The organism is Burkholderia paludis (assembly GCF_000732615.1).
Lineage (GTDB): Bacteria > Pseudomonadota > Gammaproteobacteria > Burkholderiales > Burkholderiaceae > Burkholderia > Burkholderia paludis.
Map to the genome: position 1 here is coordinate 55,857 of NZ_JPGL01000018.1, position 25,499 is coordinate 81,355.

Sequence of the window (25,499 nt, forward strand, 5' to 3'; positions counted from 1 at the left end):
TCATCGAACCGATCCGTTGCCATGAAACCGCTCGCCCTGCTTCGCACCGTTCCGTCACGCATCGATCCGTTGCCGCTCGTCGCAACGCTTGCAGCCGGCGCGGCGTTCGTCGTCGTATCGATATGGGCCGCACACGTGCTGAACGCGCCCGATGCGCCGGCACCTGCCCGCCCCGCACCGCCCCCACCGGTCGACGTCACGGCCAGCGCGCAGCTGTTCGGCGCGAAACCCGACGACAGGCGCGACACGATCCAGTTGCTCGGCGTGCTCGCGTTCGACGCGCGCCGTGCGGCCGCGATCGTCAGCGTCGGCGGCGAAACGGCGCGCGTCGTATCGCTCGGCGCGGCGATCGGCGAAGCCGCGAAGCTCGCCGAGGTTCGCGCACGCTCGATCGTCGTCGATCGCCACGGCACGCAACGCGAGGTCGCGCTGCCCGCCACGGAGAAAGCCAACGCGTTCGTGCGCTGAGCCGAGCCGCGCATCACTGCACCATGTTGTTCAGCTCGATGATCGGCATCATCACCGCGAGCACGATCACGAGCACCACGCCGCCCATCGCGAGGATCAGCAGCGGTTCCAGCAGGCTCGTCAGGAACATCGTGCGGCGCTCCAGTTCCCGTGATTCGCCTTCGGATGCGCGGTCGAGCATCGTCGTTACGTCGCCAGTCGCCTCGCCCGAACGGATCAGGTGCACGAGCACCGGCGGGAACGTCTTCGTATGGGCCAGCGCGCGCGACAATGCCGAGCCTTCGCGCACGCGCACGATCGCATCGTCGACGTTCGCGCTCATCGCGCGGTTCGACAGCGTCTCGCCGGCCGCCTGCAACGCGCGCAGGATCGGCACGCCGGCGGCCGTCAGGATGCCGAGCGTGCTCGCGAAACGCACCGTGTTGTAGCCGCGCACGAGCTTGCCGGCGAGCGGCGCGGTCAGCAGCCAGTGATCGAACCGCAGCCGCGGCCCGTCCTGCGACAGCACCTTGCGGATCGCGAAGGCGATCGCAACCATCGCCGCGAGCGACGCCCACCACCAATGCCGCACGAAATCGGACAGCGCCATCATCACGACCGTCAGCGTCGGCAGCTGCTGCTTCGTGCTGGTGAACACGTTCGCGACCTGCGGCACCACGTAGCTCAGCAGGAACGTGACGATGCCGAACGCGATCAGCGTGACGATGCCGGGGTACGTGAATGCCAGCAGGATCTTCTGCTTCAGTGCGTTGCTCTGTTCGATGTAGTCGGCCAGGCGCGACAGCACGATGCCGAGCTTGCCGGTGTGCTCGCCGGCCGCGACGAGCGCGCGATAGATCTCCGGGAAATCGCGCGGATGCTGGCTCAATGCGTTCGCGAACGAATGGCCGCCGACGACTTCCGCGCGGATCGACGCCATCAGCTCGCGCACGTAGTCGCGCTCGGCCTGTTCGCTCAACACCGACAGCGATTCGTCGAGCGGCAGCCCCGCGACCAGCAGGCTCGCGAGCTGGCGCGTGATGATCGCCTGCTCGCGCTGCGACAGCTTGCGGCCAAGCGATAGCCGTTGATGGCGCTCTCCATGCAGGCGCTGCGCGGCCAGTTCGACGACGAGCGGTGTGAGGCCCTGTGTGCGCAGATGGCTGCGACCTGCGCGTGCGCTATCGGCTTCCAGCACGCCTTTCAGCGTGCGGCCGGTGGGATCGATCGCTTCGTAGCGGAATGCCGACATGCTGGGTTCTCTCCTGTCACGGGTGCGACTGCTTTCCATGACGTCGCACAGCATGCCGGACGCAGTCGCCGGGGAAGACTACGGAGCGAACCGGCGCAAATTTATGACGAATGCTGGGCTACCTTTTTCGGCGGTTTTTATTACCTTGCATCGTTATTCTTATAACTTAAAAGCGATTTCATTTTCACCAAAGAAATCAATCCATCTCATATTAAACACACAAGATTTTCGGCGACCGCCCATTTACGGATTCGCCCGCCCAACAGAAGCAATACATCGAAGACAAACGCATTCATCGACGCGCGGAATGTTCCGTAACATCCGCCACAAAACCGCCTTGAAGTTGGGATAGCACTGCGCATTGCTCGCATACGAAGCCAACGGCCAGCACCACGCGTGATGCTGGCGCCCGCGCACAATCCGTCGAACGACTCCCGGCCACATCCCAATATCTGGACGCTCCGGCCGGTGCCGAATAACGTTCCATTCGATGCTTTACCAATTCGAATAACGCAACGTCCTATTCGATAAAAATGTTGAGCACCATTCGTTACGAAAAATTCACACGCGTCATACGGATTTCCCCCTACATTTACCCGGCGGTCCACAAGTATTCCAACCGCAGTAGCAGGGGTTCCGTTTATCTTCGTCCAAGGAAATTTCTCATGAAATCCAGCAAGCGCAAGATCTGTCAAGTCCTCGCTCTCGTTGTTTCCGGTCTGGGCGCCACGGCCGCAATGGCCTCGCCGAACGTACAAGGCGGCGGCTCGTCGCTCGTCGCCCCGACCATCGGCGCGATCGGCAACACCGCGACCGAAATCGGCCTGTTCGGCACGTCCCAAGGCTCGTTCACGTATTTCTCGGTTGGCTCGGGTGCCGGTCAAAACGCGTTCCTGAACAACCAGCCGACGTACTTCGGCTCGACGGTCTCCGGCACGGTCCACTTCGCGAACAGCGATGCGGCCCTGTCGACCGCCCAGCTCACGTCGTACAAGGCCGGCCTCGGCGCGACCAACGGCCCGCTGATCCAGATCCCGTACATCGTCACGCCGATCACGGTGCCGGTCGTCAACGGCCCTGCGGTGACGAGCACGACGACGCCGCAAACGACGCCGGGTCAGGCAAACAGCATCGCGCTGAACGACAACGACCTGTGCGGCATCTTCTCGGGCAAGCTGACCGACTGGAACCAGGTCGTCAACCCGCAAACGGGTTCGGCATACACGACGACCAGCTCGCCGATCAAGGTCGTCTATCGTGCTGACGGCAGCGGCACGACCGAACTGCTGACCCGCCACCTGGCAGCTGTCTGCTCGACCGCCAATACGGCCACGGGCGTAACGTTCGTCGATTCGCTGACGTTCACGGCTTCGTTCCCGGGCGGCGTGCCGGCAAACTTCACGCCGGCCTCGGGTAGCGGTGGCGTCCGTACGCAACTGGTGAGCTATCAGTCGGCCGGTACGGCCGCTGTCGCTTACCTGAGCCCGGACTACACGAACACGTTCCTGGCTCCGCAAAGCACGGTCGTGACGTCGGCCAGCGCCTTCCAGCTGCCGGTGGCGAGCCTCGTGAACGCGACGAACGGCACGTACTACGCACCGACGTATGCGAACGCAACGACGGCGCTCAGCACGGCAACCGTGCCGAGCAGCCAGGCTCGCGCCACCAATCAGGCCAACTGGGTGCCGAACGTCGGCAATCCGGGTTCGGGCTATCCGGTTTCCGGTACCAGCCAGATCATCCTGAGCCAGTGCTATGCGGATTCGTCGGTCAAGACCGCCGTGCATGACTTCCTGAACGCTCACTTCACGAACGCCAGCTTCGCGTCGATCGTTCACGGCAACGGTTTCGACACCGTGTCGTCGAACTTCCAGACGGCAATCTCGGCTGACTTCCTGAGCAACACGAGCGGCTACAACCTCGACATCGGCAACACGGGCGTCTGCACGGGCACGGTTACCGGGCGTTAAACGGCTGGCAGACCGAGCGGTCCGCTGTTGACTCGACCGCGCCCCCGCTTATCGGGGGCGCGGTTTTTTTCATATATGCGATCGATTCGTATTGCGTGACGATTCTCATGCAGGCGGCAAAACCGCCAAACGACCCGTCACCCCGCTCGACGCACAACATAACCCGACATACACGCATATAACGTTTTGCATTCCTATTCATCTTGCAGAAAAGCGTAAAAATCCGGCAGAACCGGATCATATAGTCAGCTTCCGCGTTGCAGTGGTACGCCCACTCGCCTGGGACTTCATCAACGCAAGCTTTGCCGATTCGTCACCCGGGGCCAACCGGACCGCGAAGGTCGACCCCGAGGGTCGTACTCGCCGTGACGGGTAGAGGTTCGCCGAACGTCGCGCCGACGATCTGCACAATCGGCAACACGAGCGCCTGCGCGGAATTCACCGCGAGCCACCAAGCACAGGACGTTCGTTCAATGCCGATCCACATTGGATCGTGCTCGCCATGCGGCCCTTCGTCCATGGGCATCGTCGAATACGGGTTGCCAGTCGTTCCGGCGACCCGCATCGACTTTGCTCAGATCTTGCCCAGCCGTGCGCGCTCGTCAGGTGTAAGTGTCGCCCGTTCCGACGGCCCCGGCTGCCCGAAGCCGAGGATCGACACCGCGCTCGACGGGTCGTAGCCAACCTGTTGCTTGTGCTTCTTCCCGCCGTCGCCGTTCGCATCGCCAAACCCCTCGACCTGCACCGAGATCGTCCAGCGCCGTGCCGCCCCACCTGACGCGTTGTTCTTCGCGATGTCTTGCGCAACCTGGGTCGCGGCCGATGCGGCCGCACTCGCCGCCGTCAACGCCCCCGTGTTTACCGCTTGCACAAGCGGGATGCCGCTGGCCTTGCCGGTCACCTGGATATTGTCCGCGTTCACGACACGCAGCGCGGCGACGTTCAGGTTACCTGCGCGAATCCCTGCATCGCCAGCGTCGACTGTGCCGCGTGGCGCGATCAGGTTGATCGTGCCGATCGGCACGCCCGGCACGCTTTGCAACGTGGCGATGCCGGCGCCCATGACCTGGCCGCGCGCGTCGACCGTGCAGTAGTGGTTCGCATCGCACACGTATTGCGGCGTCGGCGTATCCGCCGACGACTTCGCGCCCTTACCCGCGTTAATGTCGCCGTTCGAACTCCAGATCGTCATGTCGCCACCCTGTTCGGTGAAGATGCGGCTCTGTGCCAGCAGGACACTGCGGTCCGTAAAGATGTCGATGTCGCCCTTCTCGAGCGTGAGGATCCCCATCGTCCCGGGCCCGGCAATCACCCGGCCGGTGGCATCGACGATCTGCGGTGGCGCGGATGTGCTGCCGACCAGCGCCTGCCCACCGGGGCCGAGAATCGACACGTTGCCGCCCTGCTGGGTCTGGATGGTGGTGCTGCGAACATCGAGGTCACCCATATCGACAAGCTTGTTCGCCCCGTTGCTGCCCCCGCCGAGATTGTTCGCCGTGTAGCCCAGCGTGGCCGGGAACATCGTATTGAGCGCCTCGTATCCACGTGCATATTTCTGATAGTACGGACTGGCGGGATTGTTGTAATCCTCGCCGACACTGGTCAGAACCTTGAACAATACCTGTTCCGCGAAGAGTTGCTGGACATACTGCGGTAGCGCCTTGAACTGCGCCCACGCTTCATCAGCGGTCAACGGTTTGATTGCCGGCTGATCCTTGACCAGGCCCGTATCGACCGAAAGACCCGCCACGTATTGCTCCATGAACGCGACCAGCTCAGGTGTCGTACTGGAAACGCCTGGCGCCGATTTGGTCGGATCGACGTACGTCGAGATAAACGAAGCAGTGTCGATACCCGGTCCAACCCCGAACAGCACATTGACGTTCGCGCTTTCGTGCGGCAAATAAGGATTGTTCGCATTGCCGATCGTATCGATCCCCGTTTGGATCCCGGAAACATAGCTGCCGGCGCCCAAGCTTGCATAAGCCGTGAATTGACTCGTCATCGGACCGATATTCCGGCCAGCTTCGACATCGAACGTGCCTGGGCCGCCGAGCACCAACGCCGGCACCACAGCGGACGTCGATTGAATAAGAGGCGTGTCATATATATCCCGCCCTGCGACAATGCGCGTAATGTCCGACTTGCGCAGGTTTTGCCCGATGAATGACAGATTCACGATGTCGCGCCCTGCCTGAAGCAAAGCGGGCTTGTCTATCACTACAGGCACCAAACTGCCGTAGAAACCCGCGGCCGCGCCAGTCGTTTGCAGCACGCCGTCAACGATATCGCCATTGAGACTGTAGATTCTTGCCGGCACGATGTCGTCGCGATGCAGCGTATCGGCATCGTGTGCCGCCGCCGATGCCACGGTTGGATCTGCGACGACAACATTCGGCCTCGCCGGCGAAGGCATCGCGGACGGGTCGACATCGAGCATGCCGAATGATGGCGATCCGACTGGAGGCCCCATTCCGTTGATGCTCGACAGATTGACCGACTGGTCGGCAATCAGATTGAGATTACCCGACGCCGACGGGTAAAGCTCTCCGCTCGCCGCCACCGTGATGCCGCCTGTGAACGCGGTCAAATCCACCGACGCCGGCAAGATGGACGACAGGTCGAGCTTGCCCGGTATCATCGGATTCAAATTGCCGCCACCGATCAGCGCGACATTGGAAAGCGTGCCGATCGCGACATCGCCCGTCGTCGATGCGATATTGACGGCGGACGTCGACGAATAGCCCTGCATGTCGACTTGTTGCTTGTATGCGGACAACAGTACATTGCCCTGCACATAGGACGGATCGAACACGCGCCCGATGCCGACGCCTTGTCGCGCATTCACGTCGAGTACGCCATCCTGAGTCGCCAGCAGTGTATCCATCGTTATCGGGGAGGCGCCCGGAATGTCCGACGGCACCGCGATGTCCGATCCTATCTTGCCGCCCGCCGTAATCGCCCCAGTTCCCTTCGCGACGAAATAGCCGCCGCTTAGAATATTCCCGCCGGCCCGCACCGACAGGTTGCCACCGCCGACCGTATTGACGGTCGGGGTGTCCGTATTGGCGCCGGTCAACCACCACGTGGTCGGCAGCGACACCGACAGGTCGGAGATATTTCCGCCCGCCGACACGGACACGTTTCCGCCCGCGCTCAGCACGCCTTGATCGAATGCGCCGAAATTGATCGATGTCTGGACGGTCTGCGTCGCAGGATTGGTCGCACCGACCGTTCCGGTCGGATTGCCGATCTGCATCCACTGCCACCAGAACTGGCTGATGTTGGTGCCCTTCCGTCCGGTCACCGTGCCGTTCGTATCGGTCAGATATTCCGCACCCGTGATATCGCCTTGCGCGTGAATCGTGATATCACCCGCCGAGTCGGGACTGACGGTTGGCGTGATCAGAATGTCCTGATAGCCGGTTCCGGCATGCAAGATTGCCAGCGTGGGGCTTCCCGTCGGCGCAGAAGCCGCGGGCGCACCACCGGTATAGATCACGCCCGGCACGATCAGGTCCGTATCGTTCGCTTGCGCAGCGCCTGTGTCGACCAGGGCAACACCGTTGCCCGCCGCCACATCGATCGCGCCCGTACCGGTTCGGATCATCGTCGGCGCAAGCACCGCAAATCCGTTGCTGTCGACATATGTCGCATGGCCATCGAAGGTCACGCTCTTGCCGTTCGTCGCGCCCCCCACGGTCAACGGCTGAAGCGCCAGCGGATTCGTGCTGTTCAGGTCGGCCCCTGCTACTACCCGGAACGAACTGCTCGCTCCGCCCGCCAACGACGCTGACTGCAGAGGAATCGGGTTGGTCGCGACCGGCGTCGGTGACGGTGAATTGTCGGTCACGGCAGGCAAGCTGACCGTCGACGTCGCAATCACCGCAACCGGTTGAACGACAGGCGCTGCGGGGATATCCACCAAAGGATACCTGCCGATCTGAGCCTTGAATCGCACCGAGTCGGCCAGGTATTTTTGATACTGACTCAAATAGATCAGGTAGGCACCAGGATTGGTGGCTTGCTCGGCAGCAGAGGGAGCAATCGGTGCCTTTGGTTGCCCGGCAATCACGCCACTGCTGTTGAACCGCAGCACGTCGACGATACCGATGTTGTTGTAACGAGGATCTATGTTCAGAATTGACGAGAGACTCGTTGCGGTCTGATCCAGGAAGTTCGCATACGCCATATAGAGTGCGTAGTACTCCGCGATCTCGTCCGGAGTACCGCCAACGGGTTGCCCAGGAGCGAACGCTTCATTTTTCTTCGCGTAGAACCAGATTCCGTACTCGTAAGGGTAAGCGTTGTAACCTGACGGCAACTTGAAAATGGCATTTGCCTCGCTCAACGTCGACAACGGCGGCACCGCAATCGTCCCACCACCACCCAGCGGGTTCGCGATCTGGAAGAACCCGTCCGACAGGCTCGCATTCACCTTTACGTTGTTCTCGGCGCGCAGCGTCACGACCGGCGCCTGCCCGTCAAAACGGAATGCGAGATTCGTCGGCGATGCGCCCGCCCCGAGGTTCCAGTTCGTCAGCACCTGGATATCGCCGCCGTTGATCGCAGGACTCGGGTTGTCAAGCTCGATTCCCGGCACGATGCGCGTATTCGCGATGTTCTTTCCTGCGAAGGGATCGACCAGCGTATCGAGCCCGTGCTGCACGAATCCCATCAGCGTGCCCGGCGCCGCGGTCGACGCATCGCCGCCTTGATACCCGTAGAATGTCTGGTGATCCGTATTCGCGCCGTTACTCGCCGGCGCAAAGTACATATTGTTCAACCCGCCGAACCCGACCGTGGTGTCGCCATTTTGAAGCTGTGCCTGCGTGATGCTTGTCGCGACGCCGGTCGCCTGGTTCGTCAGCATGCCGCCGCCGGAACCATCCGGCGCAAACGCGAACGTCACCGGCGTACCGGAAGTTCCCTGCGCGGTAAACGTGCCGGCCAGCAGATGCCCGCTCTTGTCGTACCATCCCGCCGGATCGATGACCCCGTCGAAATGCTTCGCCCCCGTCGTCGCGTCCGTCGTGCTCCACACCGCGTAGGCCTCGAGCGAGGTCGCACGCGACCCGACGATCCCCTTGCCGGCATTGAACGCTTCAGGCAGATCGACCTTCACGCCGTTATCGATCAACAGCGGCGCACGGAAACTCACAACGCCGCCCGACAGGCCACCGGCAGTACCGCCGGACACGTCGATCAGTGCATTCGCACCGAGCGCGATGGCGCCTGCATTCGCGCGCAGAAAATTCTCGTAGCCATAGGTCGTGTTGTTCGCGATCGAGTTGCCGTTCGCGTCGACGATCGTCGGGTCGAACATTGCAGTCGTGCCGATGTTGACCTTGCCGCCGCGCTGGTTCGGATCGGAGCCGCGTGCCAGCAGCGATCCTTCGATGTCCACGCCGTTGCGACCGTACAGGTCGATTTCGCCGCCTGCCTTGCCGGACGCGTCGATCGTCCCGAGCACGTTCACGTTGCCGTTCGCCGTATCGGCCGAGCTTCCCGAACCGCCGTCGGCCGTCAGCAGCACCGAATGCGCGGTCAGTGTGTTGCCCTGCGACAGCGTCAGGTTGCCCGTCTTCGTGTGGACGGTGATCGCCTGATTCACGCCGCTCGATGCAAGCGTCTTCGACAGCGCATCCAGATCCGCCGCGCCGCCCGTATTGAGCGAGAACGACCCGCCCGCGTAACCGCTCGCCGCGCCGCCCTTGATCGTGCCGTTCAGGTTCACGACCTGTTGCGGCGCCGACAACGAAAGGCTGCCTGCCGCGCCACCGCCGCCGGCCCCGGAGAAATCGAGCGTCGAGCCGGCCTGCACGTCGACGGTTCCCGCGTCGGCCGTCAACGCAATCGATCCGGCCGGCGCGTAGCGCATCACGTCGAAAAACTGTTTCGACACGCCCGCCGCGCTGACCGTCGATCCGCCGCCGATCGTCAGGTTTCCGGTCGTCGCCTCGAGCGTCACGTTGCCGGCCGGCGCGCTGATCGTCGCACCGTTGTCGTTCACTGTGCCGCCGATGAAGGTCCATGCACCGCCGACCGCATCGCGCTTCAATGCCGTGCCCGACGCCCCGTTCAGCGTCAATGCACCCGTCGTTTTCACGGTGGCGGCCGAGCTCGTATCGGCGAGGTAGACCGGCGCATTGAGCGTCGCCGGCAATGCGCCGAAGTCGAACGTGCCAGTACCCTGGCCGACGATGCCGCCCGTCGCGTTCATCGTCGCCGAGCCGAAGCCGCTTGCCGCCTTCGTGCCCGTGCCGAAGTCGATCTCTTTCGCGTTGACCGTTAGCGTGCCGTTTCCGGCCGTCGTCGTACCGGGCGTAGCGCCCAATTCGTTCGTGAACGCGATTTGCTGGGCATTCAGCACGACATGACCGCCGTCGCTCGTGAACGTGCCGGCACTCAAATCGACGCTGTCGCCGAACGTCGCGTTCACATCGCCGACGAAACCGATCGCGCCGTAGCTGCGCAGCGTGACCTGCTGCGCGTTCGCGAACTGCGCGAGTCCGGCCGGATCGACGACAAAACCCGGCAGGTTCGCCGCCGAGGCGCCGCTTGCGTTGGTGAACGTAATCGCGGAACCGTCCACCGTGATCGCCTTGGCCGACAGCACGGCGGACGGATCGACCCTCAGGTCGCCGGACGAATCGAGCAGCAATGCCTGTCCACCCGCGAGCGTTGCGCCCGCGCCGACCGCCAGCAAGCCCTTGCCCGTGCCGCCGGTGCGCGACAACGGCGCCATCGCGCCATTCGACACGCGCAGCAACGCGCCGTCGCCGGCGATCGCAATCGGCTGATCCTTGGCTGCCGGGTAGTCACCCTGCGCAGCGATCGACGCACCGGCATCGATGCGCAGGCCGTTCGCCGCATTGGGATCGGCGCCGCTGTCGCCGGTCTTCGTGACGAGCAGGATCTCGGGGCCCTTCAGCGCCGTGTTTCCGTCGTTCGACACGACGACACTGTTCGCGATCGGCGTGATCGTGACGCCGCTCGTGGTCGCTGCGCGCGTGCCGCCGATCAGCAGGCTGCCCGCGTTCAGCGAATCGAGCGCGTCGCTGCCAATCTGCAGATAGCCGGGCAGCGCCGCATTGCCGTTACCGGTGATCTGGATGTCCTGCGAAGCGATGTCGACCTGAGCCGGCGCGCCCCCCGTACCGGCGGCCGCATTCAGCGTCGCGCCGAGCGTCAGCGCCTTCGTCGCCGCCAGCACCAGTTGACCACCGTCCACCGGCAGCGGCGGCGTCACGTTGCCCTTCGTCGCGGCGAGCTTCGTGAAATACGCGTTCGCGCCCGTCAGCGTGTATTGCGAGTACTGCTGCCACACATTGTTCGACTGCACGTTGAACAGCGTCGGCGTCGCGCTGCGGCTGCCCGTCAACGCGTCGGCGAAGTAGCCGGCCGTCACGACCGTGCCGTCCTGCAGCACCTGGCTCGCGCCCGGGACGAGATTGCCGGCCGTGCTGGATACCGTGACGCGATACGCGCCCGGCAGCGTCGCGTACTTGCCCGGCAGCAGCGTGTAATAGCCGGGCGCCAGCCCCGGCACGCCGGATAGATACACGGCCTTGCCGACCGGGTCGGTCAGGCTCGCCTGTCCGACGCCCATCGTCGCCGTCGCGGTCGTTGTCGTGCCGTTTGCGTTGGTGGAAGGCTGTACCGTCTGCGCGATGGTCGGGTCGTAAGCCGCGACCGGTGATTGCTTGCCCGGCACGATTGCATAGACGTTGCCGGCCCCGGCATTGACCGGCACGGCCGTCCCGCCCTTGCCGCTTGCATAGCTCACGTTGTATTGCGACAGCACGTCGCGCGTGCCGCCGGTGCCAGGCACCCATTCGGCGGCCTGCAGGTCTCCGCCGCCAGACAAGTCGATCGTCGCGCCCTTGTCGAGCGCGACATTGCTGCCGTTCACGCCCACGTATTTCGCGGGCGGCGCGGTCAGGTCGGGCGTCGTGTTGCCGGCAAGCGGATTGAACTGCCACTCGACCCCATCGATCGTCGCGCCGTACGGAATCACCGCACCGCCATTCGAGACCGACGTCACACTGCCATTCGCCAGCTTCACCGAATCCGTTGCAACGAGCGAAAGACCCGCGAACTGCGCTTGCGTCGCCGCGTTTGACTGATCGCCTACGCCGAACACGATCGTGCCGGACGGCGCGCGCACCGTGCCGCCCTGCACGATGTTCGTCGCGTCCACGAGCAGCGTGCCGCCGGCGGAAAGCGGCGCGCCGGACGCGCCGTTCGATGCGAACGTCACCGTCGTCGGCGCCGGTTTGCCGGTCGACGCATCGGTCGGGCCAACCGCAGCGACGACGAACGTGGTGCCGGTCGACGGATACAGGTCCGCGGCCCTGAAGGTCAGGTCGCCAGGCGTATGGAGAATCCCCGGCGCCAGCCCCTGCGTCTGGGACTGACTCGCGTTCGTCGAGCTCAGGCGGATATCGCCGCTGCTCGTGAAGTTCGCACGAGCAAAATTGTTGAGCTGGAACTGGTTCTTCAGATCGATGAACGATGCATTCACGTTCAGCGTCGCATCGGACAGTGCCGCGACCGGTTTGAACTGGGGTGACTGCGACTGGATGAGCGGCCCCGACAACGCAACGTATGGCGCATCGATCCCGACCGTCGTGCCGAGCGACGGCTGCGGCTGAGCGAACAGGCCATCGACGGCGGCCGCGAGCGTCCCGTCCGCCTTGCGCGCAGGGGTCGACAATAGCGATGACAGTTGCCCCATGCCGATGGCGGCGACACGCCCCGTGTTCAGGATCACGGATTCCGGCAACGAAAGCGCAACGTCTCCCGCAAAAAGAATCGAGGGAACCTTTACGCCGGCGAGATTGGGCGACGTCGTGTTTCCGAGCACAAGATTCGCGATCCCGGATCCGTCGAGCCGATCAACCGCGAACTGAATGAGGCCACTGGTTTGTCCGATCGGCAAGCCCGTCGTCGGGTCGATCGCCGTCGCGAAACTCTGCCCCGGCAACAGGCCCGCGGGCACGAGCGTAGCGTCTTGTCGGACGACCAGTGCTGTGCCGGTCGAACCATCGGTCTGGCTCGGCAGGATCGTCAGCGTCCCGCCGCGTGCCTGCGTGGCGCCCGGCCGCCCCACCAGCGTCGCGTCCGCGAACAGCCCGTTCGCCGCCGACAGCGTGATCGATCCCGCCTCGCTCCATACCGGTTGCGACGCGTATCCGCCGTTCGCCTGCAACCGGTCAAAATTCGCCGACGTGCCGGACACATCGATGGTCGAGCCTGCCTGCGCGACCACGTAGCCCGTATCGCTCGACATCGTCACCGAACCGCCCGGCAGCACCTTTCCCGCGTTCGGCACGACTGTCGTCCCGCCAATCTTGACCGGAGCCGCAAGCGGATTGGCCAATGCCGTGCCCGATACGTCGAGTGACGCATCCGCACCGAGCCAGACCGACTGGCTCGCACTCCGGAAGCCGGTATTGAACTGCCCCGCCTGCGCATACGTGCCGTTGCCGTCCGCGCTCAGCGTGATCGACCCGCCCGGCGCAACGATCGAGCCGAGTACCGTGACCTGCGCCGGCGAGCCGAGGCCGATGCTCGCGCCGGCATCCGCGTGAATCGACGTACCTTCCGACAGCGTGACTGCGCCGGTGACGCCCGGATAAAACGGCGTCGCGCCGACCGGGCTTCGCCACGACGTAGCGTTGCCGCCGGTCAGGACGAGATTCGTTGCCTGCCGGTGATAGGCATCGAGCTGGTCGATCGTGGTCAGGCCGCCCGCCGACAGGTTCGCGCCCGTGGCTGCCTGTTGAAGCGCGAACATATCCGGAATACGGTTCAATTGCGTGACGGCAACCGACGCGCCGGGTGCGACCGTCGTGTCGTAGAACGCATTCAGCACGTACTTGCCGAAGCCCTGCCGCGCGAAGAAGGTTTCCGGGAGATAGATATCCCATGGCGACGCCGCGGCCTCGGCACCGCCGATCCGGAATCCGAGCGCCTGCAGCGTCAGCGTTCCTCCGCCCGAAAACCCTTCGCTCAGGATCGTGCCGCCCAGTGCGATCGTGCCTGCTGTCGGCTGTGCAGTCGGCAGGGTTGGCGCGCCGTCCGACGCGCCAAACTGTTTCAATGGCGTCGCGGCATACGCTTGCAACGTCACATTTCCGCCGCGTCCGGCAGGCACGCCGTTCTGCATCAGCATCTGGCCTGTCGACAGCAACTCGCCGCCGCTCGACACGTCCAGTATGCTACCGGGCTGCAGCAGCACCGAACCCGAGGTATCGCCGAACAGCCCGCCGCCGACGACGTTTGATCCGAGCAGCGCGGAGAGCGTAATGCTGCCGCCGTTGATGAACTGGCTGTTGCCGGGCGTCGTGCCCGGCGCCGCCTGCACATCGTTGTTCACCCACTGCCCTGCGGCACTGATCACGCCCTGCGGGCCGACGATCACATTGCCGCCGCTGGTAATCGAAATCGCCCCCGACGGTGCGGACAGGCGGCCGGCCACGTTGACGTCGGTACCGGGTACCGGGCTGTAGAGGGTGATGGAACCGCCCGGCTGCAAGCTCAATTGCGTGCCTTGCGGCACGACGATGCCCTTGCCGCCGACCTTGTCCTCGGTCACGTTCAGGTTCGCGAAGCCGCCGTTGTTCAGCGTTGCGACCGGTACCACGGTCGTCGTCAGCACGTTGCGCGGATCGTTCGCGGGCAGCGCCTGCAGCGCCGTCTTGTCGAGCGGCGTATCGATGGAGAAACCCGGCGCAATGTCGGCGAGCTGCGGCGCATTGTCCTGCAGCACGACCAGGCCCGCGGCACCCGACGCGACGTCATTGTTGTTCGACGTCAGGTGCACCAGCGCGGCACTGTCGAGTTTCGGATCTGCGCCGAGGTTGAACGTCCCGCCGCTCGGCAGGCTGTTGCCCTGCATCTGCTTCGCGCCGCCGAACGCCTGCGCGCTGATGTCGCCGTCGAGCACCGTCGATTGCAGCGCGTAGATGTCGAGCGTGCCCGCGTTGCCGCCGACGATGTAGTCGCCCTGATAGCCGCCCATCGTCAGCAGCGGGTTGTACCACGTCTTCGTCACGCCCCAGCGCGGATGCGATTCGACGAATTGCCCCGCGATGCCGACGTAGGTGTCATACGGGCTTGCCTGTCCGATTGGCACGAGCGCGCCATTGGCGTCGACCAGCCGCGTCGTGTTGACGATCCCGCCGTCGTAATGCACATAGCCGCCGTTCAGGTTCATCGACGAACCGGTCGCGGTCATCACCTCGTTGCCCGACAGCGTGATCGAGCCGCCATTGGTCAACAACTGGTCGACCGTGCGCGGAATCAGGTTCACATATCCCGAAAGGTTCAGGATCGGACTGCCCACCCATTGCACGCCATCACTGCGCGTGCCAGTCAGCGTGCTGTCGAACACGAGATTCTTGTACCCAAGCAAGAACCCGTTGCGCAGCAGCGGCGAATCGGCGAGTTCGTTCTGGCCGATACGGTCGACCGTCACAAGCGTCTGCCCGATCGGCACCTCGACGTTCGCGAGGCCCGACACGTCGATCGTCGCGCCGCTGTCGACATAAATCCGGCCCGGCACGGCGGTCTGGCCGGCCGGCGCTTGCGCGCCCGATGCCGAAGGCGTCAGCGCTGCAACCGATACTTTCGAACCGGGTGCCTCGATCAGCGAGCCGCCCTGGAACCAGACCGAACCGGCCGTCATGCCGATGCTGCCCGGCGTGAAGGTCGCTCCGGGCGTCGATGGCGTCGTCTGGCCGTTGCCGTCCGGCATCACTGTTGTCACCGAATCGGGGCCGAAGCTCAGCAGGCCTGCACGGTGCGTGTCGTTGGCGCCACCGGTGCCGTCCGTCGTCTGAAGCGACTGACCGAAATAGGCCGCCCCGGTTGGATTGTTGGAAAAATATTCGTCGACCGTGGAGATCGTGATCGCGCCGGGCGAATTGACGCTCGTCGTCACGCCGACCACGCCGTTCTGCGCGACGCGGCTGCCGAGCAGGTTCACGTTGCCGCGCGCGGCCTCGACGATGCCGGTATTGGTCAGCGTACCGGCCGGCGTGATGTCGGTCATCTGACCGTTCGGGCCGAGCAGCGTGATCTTTCCGCTCAGCTCCGGCAGCAGCACCTGCGGATTCTTCGTGGCGCCGCTGTTGGGCCGCAGGCTTACCCCGACGCCGGCTGCCAGCACCACCTGCCCGTCCGTCGCCTTGATATGCCCCGCATTCGTCACGTTCGGTGCGGCGATCATCACGAAGCCGCCATCGCTCGCGTTGCCGTTCGCGTGCGTGGTAATCGACGCGCCCTGTTCGATGGTGACGTCGCCCCACGGTTGATACTGGCTCGCGGTCGTAAGATTGACCTGGTTGCCCAGACCGAGGACCTCGTTCGGAAGCCGGCTGTTGCCGTTCAACCCGCCCGAACTGCCCGACTCCGGATACGCAAGCCCGCCCGTCGTCCCCGCCGGCAGGCTCAGGAACTGCTTGTTGCTCGCGACGATCCCCGCCGCATCCTGCGCGAGACTGCTATCCGTCACAACCGGCACCCGGTTCTGCAGGGTCTGGTTGTAGTTGTTCATGTTCAGCACGTCGAGCGACGACGCCACCAGCGAATGCACATTCACCTGCGACCCGGCACCAAACAGCACCCCGTTCCGGTTGATCACGTACACCGCTCCCTGCGCGGTGATGTTCCCCAGAATCTGGCTCGGCCTGCCGCTCGGATCGTTGATCCGGTTCAACACGGCCCAGTTGTTCGCGCCATTCGTCTGCGTGCCGCCCGACTGGTCGAAGTTCAACGTCGTCTGCCGGCCGACGTTCATCGTCTCCCACGTCAGCACCGCGTTCTGCCCGGTCTGCTTCACGTCGACGTTCACGTGGCCGCTCGCGTCGACGTTCTGCGTCGGCGCGTTCGCGTTGACCCACAGCACCGGATTGTTCGTATCGCCCGACGCGCCCGCCGCCACCTGCAACCCGCCCGGCGCCAGCCCGTTCGGCACGGTCGACGGCAGCTTCGCCGCGGCCGCCGCCGCATTCTGCTGCGCGGCGATCTGCGCGGCGATCGCGTGCGCCGCATAGCCGAGGTTGCGGATCGATGGCTGGCTCGCCTGCAGCGCCTGCTGCGGCGACACGCCGAGATTCGGTATGCCCGGCACGCCGCCGGCACCGCCCGCACCGCCGCCCGCCGGGCTTGCGGCCACGTGACCGAGGTTCGTGATGCCCGCCGCATGCGCATGGGCGGACACGCCCGCCGCGAGCATCAGCACGACCGCGCGGTAAAGCGGGCTCAGCTCCGATTTCAGGACCGACCGCGAGGCCGTTGCGCGAAGTTGCCGTTCCGTACGTGCGCGTGCTGCCATTCTTGCCACCCCGATGCTAGGAATTTGCGCGCGGCGCCGGTCCGGCACCGCACATGTCGTTGCGCCTGAAACAGGCCGCTGGAATCCGAAGACCATACGAAGCGCGAATGGCAGCGACATGGCGACTGCTACGGACCATTCCGGCCGCGGTGAAAAGGTCCGTAGCTTTTGTCATGGAAGACTGGTCACGCCGCCACAGAGGACATGCGGCGCACCGTACGGAGCGCGTCGGCCACCCGGCCGATCACTGCCGGCCAATCTCCGGGCCGCGCTTGCCGGAACAGCCGCGCGGACGGATACCACGGACAGTCGTCGCGCTCGAGCAACCAGCGCCAATCCGGTACGCGCGGCAGCAGCATCCAGACGGGCCGCCCGAGCGCGCCGGCCAGGTGTGCAACCGACGTGTCGACGCTGATCACGAGATCCAGCGTGTCGACCAGCGCAGCCGTTTCGGCGAAATCCGTGAGCGTGTCCGTGAACGACAGCACGCCGCTCGCGGCAAACGCGTCGTCGTCGCGTGCGCGTGTCTGAGGTTGCAGGCTCACGAACGTCGCGTCGAACACATCGCATCCGACGAGCGGCGCGAGCGCGGCGAACCGTATCGAGCGGCTCTCGTCGTTCGCATGGCGCGGATTGCCGGACCACGCCAGCCCGACCCGCAGCCGGCCCGGCGGCGATATCGCGTCGATGCGCTGCGCCCACGCGGCGCGCCGCGACGCATCGGCGCGCAGGTACGGCACGTCGGCCGGCACCGTATCGAGCGTCGTGCGAAACGCATACGGCAGGCTCATCAGCGGACACTGCAGGTCGAACGCCGGCATCGGCTGCCCCTCCGTGACGACCCGGCTCACGCCGCGCAGCGTACCGAGCAGTTCGCCGAGCGCGGCCGGCGCCTCGACGATCACGGTCGCGCCCGCGTCGTGCGCCAGGTTCGCGTAGCGACAGAACTGCAGCGTGTCGCCGTAACCCTGCTCGGCATGCAGCAGCAGCGTGCGGCCGGCGAGCGGTTCGTCACCGGTCCACAGCGGCCGATCCGCATGACGCCGGTGCAGCATCGCGTCGGCCGCACTCCAGCGCGCCTCGTGCTGCCGCCAGCCCGTGTCGAAATCGCCTGCAAGCAGCCGGCAGAACGCCTCCGAACGGCGCGCGGCGCCGTGGTTCGGATCGCGCCGGCATGCATCGACGTAATCGCCCAGCGCCGCGTCGTCGTCACCGAGATGCTGGCGCGCGAGCGCACGCGTGAACAATGCCTGCGCGGTTTCCGCCGGTGCGCCGGCGGCGGCCGCATGGCTCGCGAGCGCCTCGTCGTAACGGCCGAGCTGCTGCAGCGCGAGTGCGCGGTTGTAATGCAGCTCCGCATGGGGGCCTGTCTGCGCCAGCGCCGCGTCGTAATCGGCGAGCGCGTCGTCGAACCGGCCGAGCGCGCGCAGCGCGGCCGCGCTGTTGCGGCGCGCGTCGATATCGTCGGGATTACGCGCCAGCGCTTCCGCATAGGCCTCGGCAGCTTCCGCATGGCGTTCGAGCCCGAGCAGCGCATTGCCGCGCCCGACCCACGCAGCGACATTGCCGCGATTCAGCGCGAGCAGCCGGTCGCAGCGCTTCAGCAATTCGTCGCGGGCGTGCAGCAGATCCAGCGCGACGCAACTCGCGTACAGCAACTGCTCGTCTTTCGGCTGTCGTGCGAGCCCTTCGTCGAGACACGCGAGCGCGTCGTCCGGACGACCGAGTTCGGTCATCACGACACCGCACGCGTAAACGAGCTCGGGCGTCTTGCCGCGCACGACCATCGCGAGCTGATAGCTGTGCAGCGCCTGCTCGCAATGGCCGAGTGCGCGCAACGCATGCCCGCGTTCGATGTTCGCAGCCGCATCGCTCGGGTCGAGCCGCAACGCGCGCTCGACGCTGATCAGCGCATCGGCGGGCCGTTCGAGCCGGCGCAACGTCTCACCGCGCTTGCGCCACGCCGCGACATGGGCCGGTTCCGGCACGAGTACGCGATCGTAGGCCGTCAGCGCCGCGTCGTATTGCCCGAGCGCGAGCAACGCGTCGCCGCGCGCCGCATGCGACGGCGCATGTTCCGGATCGGCCGCGAGGGCGCGATCGGCCATCGCGAGCGCATCGCGATGACGACCGACGCCCGTCAGCGCGGCCGCATGGTTCGCCAGATTCCACGGCTGGTTCAGCCCGAACCTCATCGACCGCGCGATCAGCGGCTCCGCCCGTGCAGGATCGCCGAGCTGCAGATACACGAGACCCAGCAGGTGCAGTGCCTCGACGTGGTCGGGCGCCATCGTCAGCACGCCTTCGTAGAACCGCCGCGCCCCGGCGAAGTCGCGCAGTTCGAGCCGTGCGCGCGCATTGCGCAGCGCATCGTCGAGCACGGCGCGCAATGGCGCGGCGGTTGCGCCGGGTCCGACGCCGGTCAACGGTGCAACCTCGCGGCGCGCACTCATCGCGCGCCGCTGCCGACGAGCGTCGGCAACCCGGCCGCGATCCGCTCGACGACGGGCGCCCACTGCCCGCCCTCGGGCTGGCGGAAGAGTCGCGCGGACGGATACCACGGGCTGTCGTCCCGTTCGAGCAGCCAGCGGAAATCGGGCGTATGCGGAATCATCAGTGCAAGCGGCCGGCCCAACGCTCCGGCGAGGTGCGCGACGGACGTATCGACGCTGACGACGCCGTCCATCAGCGCAGTCAGCGCCGCCGTATCGGCGAAGTCCACGAGATCGTCGCCGACGAAGCGGACCGCGCTCGCGTCGAGTACCGCGCGATCCTCGTCGCGAACCACCTTCTGCAGGCTGATCCACTCGTAGCGGTCGTCGAACAGCGGCAGCAGATCCGCGAGCGTCATCGAGCGGTTGCGGTCGTTCAGGTGCAGCGGATTGCCGGACCACACGAGGCCGATCCGCGGCCGCGTCGCCGCGCCGAGCCGTTCGCGCCATTGCGCGACACGCACGGAGTCGGCAGCGAGATACGGTACGCCGGCGGGAATCGACGCCAGGTCCGTGCGGAATTCGAGCGGCAGGCTCAGCAGCGGGCAATGCAGGTCGAACGGCGGCAGCGGCTCGCCGCGCGCGACGAGCGTATCGACGCCGTCGAGCGTCGCAAACAGCGCCTTCAGTTCGACCGGCGCTTCGAGCACGACGCGTGCGCCGAGCGCTTTCACGAGCGGGACATAGCGGCAGAACTGCAGCGTGTCGCCGAGCCCCTGTTCCGGGTACAGCAGGATCGTCTTGCCGTCGAGCGGCATCCCGTATGTCCAGCGCGGCTGCGCGAACGTGCGCCGGCTCGCATCGAGCTGCGTATCGCGCCAGCGCCATTCGTACTCGGCCCATCCGGCTTCGAAATCGCCGATCGACAGGCACAGGAACGCACGCATGCAGTGCGCGAGCACGTAGTCGGGATCGATCTCGATCGCGTCCGCATAGGCCTGCCGCGCGGCGGCGTGCTGCCGCAGCGCACGCAGTGCGTTGCCTTTGTGAAAATGGGCAAGCTTGTCGCGCGGCGTCGCATCGATCACGCGCGCGAAATCGTCGAGCGCGGCCTCGTAGCGGTGCGTCTCGAGCTGCACGCGGCCGCGCGTGAACCAGGCCGGCACGTAGCCTGCATCGAGTGCGAGCGCACGGTCGCACATGTCGCGTGCATCGTCGTGACGTTCGATGCGCATCAGCGTGCTCGCGTAGTTGCACAACACGCCGGTACTGCGCGGTTCGGCGTCGAGCGCACGCGCATAGCTGTCGGCCGCGTCGCGATGGCGCTCCAGGTGGCTGGCCGCGTTGCCGCGGTTCGCCAGTGCCCGTGCGTGGCGCGGCTCGAGCGCGAGCACGCGGTCGCAGCGCACGAGCGCTTCGTCATGCCGGCCGAGCAGCTCGAGCGCAATCGAGCTGTTGAAGATCGCGTCGATGAAGGTCGGACTCGCCGCGATCGCCGCATTGAAATCCGTGAGCGCGTGCTCGTGATCGTGCAGATCGAGATACGCGACACCGCGCAGGAACAGCACTTCGGCGCTGCCGGGCGTCTGCGCGAGCGCGTAGCCATAGCTGTCGACCGCATCGCGGAAACGGCCGAGTTCACGCAGCGCGAGACCGCGTCCGCGCATCGCATCGAACGAACGCCCGGCCAGCGCGATGGATCGATCGCAATCGGCAAGCGCTTCGTCGTGACGGCCGAGCGCGCGCAGCATGTCGCTGCGCTTCACGTAGCCGTCGGCAAAACCGGGCGTCAGCTCGAGCAGCCGACCGTAGACCTTGCATGCGTCGTCGTACCGGGCGAGCTGCCCGAGCAGGCCCGCGCGCTGAAACAGCACGCGCTGATGAACCGGGTTGATCGCGAGTGCTTCGTCGAGGCGGGCGAGTGCGTCGTGCTCCCGCCCGAGCCCGGTCAGCACCGCCGCGTAATTCGCGAGCGCGAGCGGCACCGGCCGGTGCTCGATCGAGCGCCGCATCAGCGGCTCCGCATCGATGAGCCGCCCCTGCTGGAAACGTACCGCGCCGAGCAGGTGCAGCGCCTCCGGATGCTCGGGAGCGAGCGTCAGCAATTCGGTATACGCATGTTCCGCATGCTGCAGCGCGCCCTCGTGGTGTGCCTTGCGCGCGCGCAAGAGCAGCCGTTCGAGTTGCGCGGTGTCGGGCGGACGGCGATCCGGCGCGGCCGGCGCGCTCGCGAGTATCGTCCCTTCCCCGTTCAGTGTCATCGTGTGGCCCCCACTTGTCGCTGTTGGTATCGCGTGTCGTGTCTAACGTGTCATCGATCCGATCGCGGCACGCACCGCGTCGATCGCGCCCGTCCAGTCACCCGGCACTGCCTGCCGGAACAACCGCGCGGACGGATACCAGGGACTGTCGCCGCGTGTGCGCATCCAGCGCCACTCCGCCGGATCGGGCAGCAGCACCCAGACCGCGCGGCCCAGCGCACCCGCCAGATGCGCGACGGCGGAATCGACCGCAATCACGAGATCCAGCGCGCCGATCAGTGCGGCCGTATCCGCGAAGTCGCCGAGTTCGTCGTCGACGCGAAGCACCGGCGCAGCCGCGAGCAGCGCCTCGTCGCGTTCGCGCACGGGCTTTTGCAGACTGATCCAGTCGACGTCTAGATCGAACAGCGACGCGAGCCGCGAGAAATCGATCGACCGGTTGTGATCGTTCCGGTGCTCCGGATTGCCGGCCCAGGCGATCCCGATCCGTGGCCGGCGCCGCTCGCCGAGCAGCGCGTCCCACTCGCGCGTGCGCTGCGGGTCGGCATGCAGATAGGCGCCGGCACGCGGAATCGTGGCTTCTTCGGTGTGAAACGCATGCGGCAGGCTCAACAACGGGGCCTGGCAGTCGAACGCCGGTAACGGTTCGCCGCGCGCGATCACGTGGGCCGCGCCGGACAGCGACGCCATCAGCGCGCGCAACTGCGGCTGCACCTCGAACACGACCCGCGCGCCACACGCGGCCACCAGCGGCACATAGCGGCAGAAATGCAGCGTGTCGCCGAACCCTTGTTCCGCATGAATCAGCACGGTCCGGCCGTCGAGCGGCGTGTCGCCCTGCCACGCCGGCTGCGTGAACGGCCGGTAGTGCCGCGCAAGCTGTGCATCGCGCAGCCGCCATTCGTACTCGGGCCAGCCGTGCGCGAAATCGCCTTCGATCAGATACAACGACGAACGTGCGAAATGCGCTTCGGCGTAGTCGGGTCGCAGCGCGATCGCGCGATCGTATGCGGCGAGCGCATCGTCCGTGCGCGCCGTTTCGAAATGCAGGTTGCCGCGGTTGAGCCAGTTCGTCGCGTGATCGGGACGCAGCGCGAGCGCACGGTCGAGCGACGCCAGCGCTTCGTCGTAGCGATGCAGGTCCTGCAGCACGCTGCTGCGGTTGGTCCACGCCTCGGCGAATCGCGCGTCTCGGGCAAGCGCGGCGTCGTAGCTGGCCAGCGCGTCGTCGAAACGCTTCAGGTAACGCAACGCGGTGCCCCGGTTGCACAACGTCTCCGCCGAGTGCGGATCGAGCGCCAGCGCACGCGCATAGGCAGCCAGCGCGTCATCGTGTCGCTTGAGCCGCAGCAATACGTTGCCGCGGCTCGCATGGGCGCGGACATGATCCGGATCGACGCTCAGAACGCGCTCGCAGCGGGCGAGCGCTTCGTCCGCGCGGCCCAGTCGCTCGAGCGCCACCGCGCTGTTGTAAAGCACGTCGATCCGCGCGGGATCGGCAGCGATTGCTTCGTTGAATGCGTCGAGCGCCTCGCCTGGCCGATCGAGCTCGATCAGCGTACGGCCGCGTTCGGCCATGATCGCGGACATGCCGGGCCGGATCGCGTTGGCACGCTCGAAGCAGTGCAGCGCATCGGCCGGCCGCTGCAGTTCGCGTAGTACGAGACCGCGGTTGAACCACGATTCGAACGAACGCGGGTCGACCATCAGCGCGCGATCGTAGGTATCGAGCGCCTCGTCGAAGCGACTGAGCGCACGCAACGCGCTACCGCGATTGCAAAGCGCATCGAGCACCAGCGGCGACACCGCGAGCGCGCGGTCGAATGACGCCAGCGCGTCCTCATGGCGCCGGAGCCCGAGCAGCGTATTACCGCGGCGCACGAGCGTCTGCACGTCGTCGGGCGTCGCTCGCAGCGCGGCCGCGAAATGCTCGAGCGCCTCGCCGATGCGGCCGCGCTCGCCGGCGATCGCGCCGAGATCCGACAGCACGCGCGTACCGGGTGCGATCGCGATCGACTGGCGCAGCAACGCTTCGGCGTCATCGGCCGCACCGCGCTGGAACTGCAGGATGCCGTACAGGTGCAATGCCTGGGGATTGTCCGGTTCCTTCTCGAGCACGGCGAGATATTCGCGCGCCGCGTCGTCGAATCGTCCTGCGCCATGCCAGGTTTGTGCGCGGCTCAGGATTCCCGCCGATTGCCGTTGTCCGCGCGCGTCGAGTCCCGACGCGTCCGCGTGTGCATCATGCCGGTGCTCGACCGTCACGTTCGCCCCCTTCCCGTTTGCCGATGCCGCCGCTGAACCGGCCGATGGAACCGGTCGCGGCGGTCATGCTCGTGACGAGATTAACGGGCAGGCAATAACAGATGTATGACGAAAGCTACGGACCTTTTTGTCCGGGGGCGGAACGGGGTGCGGACGGGCCAGGATGTGCAGGGCCGTCACTGGCCGATCGGGATCGTCCGCACGTATTCGACCGCAGGCGCGCCCATCGTGACCGAGAAACGAACCCCGCGCGGCACCGGCACGCCGATCGACGTGAAGCTGCTGATGCCGTGCTGCGCGAGAAACTGCGCGTAGGACTGTTCGATGGCGGCCTGGCTCGTCGTCCATCCGTCGGGCGGAATCCACACGGAAAGCTGCATCGAGCGCGCGTCGTTGCTGACCACCACGCGCGCGAACGCATCCATGTGATGCAGCGCGTCGTCGACTTCGGCGAGCGACGCGAGCGGCTGCGACGCACTGCGCACGAGTTCGCGCCCCTTGCGCTGGTAGCGTACGACCTGCATCTGCGTCGGCCCGCCGCCGACCCCGAGATGGCGCACCATCACGAGTTCGTCCGGGCGAATGCGCAGCGGCGGCCCGAACACTTCGTCGGCCGTCACGAGGTTGGTCAGGTCGAACTGCAGTTGCGAGAAGTAACGGCCGAGCAGACGCGTTTGCGCCAGATTCGACGCGATATCGTCGCGACCGCGGATCGTCGCGTCGAGGCCGCGCCACGACAGCAGCGCGATCACGGCGAGCAGCGCGATCGCGACCAGCATCTCGATCAGCGTGAAGCCGCGTGCGCGGGCCACCGCGCGCGATTCAGCGGCGCGCTTCATTCTGGATCACCGTGACGACTTCGGCGAGCACGTTGCGGCTCGACGCGGACGGATACACGCTCACCGTCACGCGCCGCACGAGCGGGCTCGGCAGCGCGGCCACCGACTGGCGGCACACGAACCGGTAGCGCCCCTGCGGACACGCGAACGTGTTCGAGCCGACGGACGGCCAGGTCGACGCGATGCGGATCTCGCCGAGCGCGTTGTCGGCGCTCCACAACGCGAGCAGGCGCATGCGCGCCGTATCGGTATCCGACGCGAGCGCGCCGATCGCGCGCATCACGGCGCCCAGCGCCACCGCGACGATCGCCAGCGCGATCAGCACCTCGATCAGCGTGAATCCCCGTTCCGGCGCCCGCGCCGTACGCGATCCGCCGCGCGCATGGCGGTAATGGTCGGTTCTGTCGTCGCACATGACCTGCATTCTTGTCGATGGGTCGGCGTCCGGGCCGCGGCGCGCAGCCGCATCGCCGGCGCAACGGACGCCGTGCAGGGACGTTAAGCGCGGCGTATGGCACGCACGTGTCGAATGGTACGGACCATTTGGCGCGACCGTCGCGGGCACGCAGGCGCACGAGCGCGCCGCATGCGCGGTTGCGCGCTGCGTGACGTGCGGGTGAGCTTGGAAGACGGAAAACCGGCGGCGATTGCGAAGCGCCGCCCGGCGACGGCGGGCGGCGAACGTTGC

The 25,499-nt window shown here is 66.0% G+C and carries 10 protein-coding genes; 3 read left to right on the forward strand and 7 right to left on the reverse strand.

Features of this window, described 5'->3' with window-relative positions; translation table 11 throughout:
* Positions 1-21 precede the first annotated feature (21 nt).
* Positions 22-468 carry a type II secretion system protein N gene (locus tag GQ56_RS0113380; RefSeq protein WP_052007254.1) on the forward strand — a complete coding sequence of 149 codons (447 nt, stop codon included), beginning with the start codon at positions 22-24 and terminating at the stop codon, positions 466-468.
* A 13-nt stretch (positions 469-481) separates the two neighbouring features.
* Here the strand turns inward: GQ56_RS0113380 and gspF are convergent, their stop codons facing one another.
* The gene (gene gspF, locus GQ56_RS0113385) at positions 482-1,699 is read right to left on the reverse strand and encodes a type II secretion system inner membrane protein GspF (RefSeq protein ID WP_031399141.1); all 1,218 of its coding nucleotides are present in this window, start codon (positions 1,697-1,699) and stop codon (positions 482-484) included.
* On the opposite strand from gspF, the gene GQ56_RS44250 reads away from it, so the two are divergent.
* Both GQ56_RS44250 and GQ56_RS0113390 read left to right on the forward strand, forming a co-directional pair.
* Positions 1,698-2,051 (forward strand): hypothetical protein, encoded by a 354-nt coding sequence (locus GQ56_RS44250; protein ID WP_152601748.1) that lies wholly within the window; start codon positions 1,698-1,700, stop codon positions 2,049-2,051. The two genes, gspF and GQ56_RS44250, sit on opposite strands and share 2 nt — an antisense overlap.
* A gap of 313 nt (positions 2,052-2,364) precedes the next feature.
* Positions 2,365-3,669 (forward strand): substrate-binding domain-containing protein, encoded by a 1,305-nt coding sequence (locus GQ56_RS0113390; RefSeq protein ID WP_031399142.1) that lies wholly within the window; start codon positions 2,365-2,367, stop codon positions 3,667-3,669.
* A 574-nt stretch (positions 3,670-4,243) separates the two neighbouring features.
* On the opposite strand, the gene GQ56_RS0113400 is transcribed toward GQ56_RS0113390, so the two are convergent.
* The 6 genes from GQ56_RS0113400 to gspI all read right to left on the reverse strand — a co-directional run bounded on the left by GQ56_RS0113400 (position 4,244) and on the right by gspI (position 25,226).
* On the reverse strand, positions 4,244-17,134 hold the full coding sequence (locus GQ56_RS0113400) for a filamentous haemagglutinin family protein (protein WP_407638588.1): 12,891 nt from the start codon (positions 17,132-17,134) through the stop codon (positions 4,244-4,246).
* Between the two features lie 65 nt (positions 17,135-17,199).
* A complete protein-coding gene (locus GQ56_RS0113405) occupies positions 17,200-19,467 on the reverse strand; it encodes a tetratricopeptide repeat protein (protein WP_052007255.1) in 2,268 nt (755 codons plus the stop codon).
* On the reverse strand, positions 19,464-21,707 hold the full coding sequence (locus tag GQ56_RS0113410; RefSeq protein WP_031399146.1) for a tetratricopeptide repeat protein: 2,244 nt from the start codon (positions 21,705-21,707) through the stop codon (positions 19,464-19,466). Before GQ56_RS0113410 ends, GQ56_RS0113405 begins: the two co-directional genes overlap by 4 nt.
* A gap of 42 nt (positions 21,708-21,749) precedes the next feature.
* Positions 21,750-23,972: a tetratricopeptide repeat protein gene (locus GQ56_RS0113415; RefSeq protein ID WP_031399147.1), complete on the reverse strand. Its 2,223-nt coding sequence runs from the start codon at positions 23,970-23,972 to the stop codon at positions 21,750-21,752.
* 176 nt (positions 23,973-24,148) lie between these two features.
* Positions 24,149-24,811 carry a PulJ/GspJ family protein gene (locus GQ56_RS0113420; RefSeq protein ID WP_031399148.1) on the reverse strand — a complete coding sequence of 221 codons (663 nt, stop codon included), beginning with the start codon at positions 24,809-24,811 and terminating at the stop codon, positions 24,149-24,151.
* A complete protein-coding gene (gene gspI / locus GQ56_RS0113425; protein WP_031399149.1) occupies positions 24,795-25,226 on the reverse strand; it encodes a type II secretion system minor pseudopilin GspI in 432 nt (143 codons plus the stop codon). The genes GQ56_RS0113420 and gspI overlap by 17 nt, the downstream gene beginning before the upstream one ends.
* Between the last annotated feature and the right edge of the window lie 273 nt (positions 25,227-25,499).

What these genes read in the sequence shown, in the direction of transcription:
- GQ56_RS0113405 (WP_052007255.1), bottom strand. Translation starts at nt 19,467, where the DNA reads ATGAGTGCGCGCCGCGAGGTTGCACCGTTGACCGGCGTCGGACCCGGC.
- gspF (WP_031399141.1), bottom strand. Translation starts at nt 1,699, where the DNA reads ATGTCGGCATTCCGCTACGAAGCGATCGATCCCACCGGCCGCACGCTG.
- GQ56_RS0113400 (WP_407638588.1), bottom strand. Translation starts at nt 17,134, where the DNA reads ATGTCGCTGCCATTCGCGCTTCGTATGGTCTTCGGATTCCAGCGGCCT.
- GQ56_RS0113410 (WP_031399146.1), bottom strand. Translation starts at nt 21,707, where the DNA reads ATGACACTGAACGGGGAAGGGACGATACTCGCGAGCGCGCCGGCCGCG.
- GQ56_RS44250 (WP_152601748.1), top strand. Translation starts at nt 1,698, where the DNA reads ATGCTGGGTTCTCTCCTGTCACGGGTGCGACTGCTTTCCATGACGTCG.
- gspI (WP_031399149.1), bottom strand. Translation starts at nt 25,226, where the DNA reads ATGTGCGACGACAGAACCGACCATTACCGCCATGCGCGCGGCGGATCG.
- GQ56_RS0113380 (WP_052007254.1), top strand. Translation starts at nt 22, where the DNA reads ATGAAACCGCTCGCCCTGCTTCGCACCGTTCCGTCACGCATCGATCCG.
- GQ56_RS0113420 (WP_031399148.1), bottom strand. Translation starts at nt 24,811, where the DNA reads ATGAAGCGCGCCGCTGAATCGCGCGCGGTGGCCCGCGCACGCGGCTTC.
- GQ56_RS0113390 (WP_031399142.1), top strand. Translation starts at nt 2,365, where the DNA reads ATGAAATCCAGCAAGCGCAAGATCTGTCAAGTCCTCGCTCTCGTTGTT.